Raw genomic sequence first — 994 nt, 5'->3', positions numbered from 1 at the left:
ATTACGCGATGATCTTGGAGACCACGCCGGCGCCGACGGTACGGCCGCCTTCGCGAATCGCGAAGCGCAGGCCTTCATCCATGGCGACCGGGTTGATCAGGGTGACAACCATCTTCACGTTGTCGCCCGGCATCACCATTTCCACACCTTCCGGCAGTTCGCAAGCGCCGGTGATGTCGGTGGTACGGAAGTAGAACTGCGGACGGTAGCCCTTGAAGAACGGGGTGTGACGGCCACCTTCGTCCTTGGACAGCACGTACACTTCGGCGTCGAAGGTGGTGTGCGGCTTGATCGAACCCGGCTTGGCCAGGACCTGGCCACGCTCGACGTCGTCACGCTTGGTGCCGCGCAGCAGCAGACCGGCGTTGTCGCCTGCCTGACCCTGGTCGAGCAGCTTGCGGAACATTTCCACGCCGGTGACGGTGGTCTTCTGGACCGGACGGATACCGACGATTTCGATTTCTTCGCCGACCTTGATCACGCCGCGCTCGATACGACCGGTCACGACGGTACCGCGGCCCGAGATCGAGAACACGTCTTCGACCGGCATCAGGAAGGGCTTGTCGATGTCGCGTTCCGGGGTCGGGATCCAGCTGTCGAGAGCTTCGACCAGCTTGATCACGGCCGGCACGCCGATTTCGCTCTGGTCGCCTTCCAGCGCCAGGCGGGCCGAACCCGAGATGATCGGGGTGTCATCGCCCGGGAAGTCGTACTTGCTCAGCAGCTCGCGGACTTCCATTTCAACCAGTTCCAGCAGCTCGGCGTCATCGACCATGTCTGCCTTGTTCAGGAAGACGACGATGTACGGCACGCCGACCTGACGCGAGAGCAGGATGTGCTCACGGGTCTGCGGCATCGGGCCGTCAGCAGCCGAACAGACCAGGATCGCGCCGTCCATCTGGGCAGCACCGGTGATCATGTTCTTGACGTAGTCAGCATGGCCCGGGCAATCGACGTGGGCGTAATGACGTTCGGTGGATTCGTATTCGACGTG

The 994-nt window shown here is 62.5% G+C and carries 1 protein-coding gene; it reads right to left on the bottom strand.

Going from position 1 to position 994, the window contains the following annotated elements; translation table 11 throughout:
• Position 1: 1 nt before the first annotated feature.
• On the bottom strand, positions 2-994 hold a 993-nt coding region (gene tuf / locus ABE472_RS18820; protein WP_346466783.1), incomplete at its 5' end, for an elongation factor Tu.

The organism is Stenotrophomonas sp. TWI809, from assembly GCF_039673205.1.
GTDB lineage: Bacteria > Pseudomonadota > Gammaproteobacteria > Xanthomonadales > Xanthomonadaceae > Stenotrophomonas.
The sequence above is the reverse complement of the archived record's forward strand: the minus strand, read 5'-3'. Positions and strand labels throughout refer to the sequence as shown.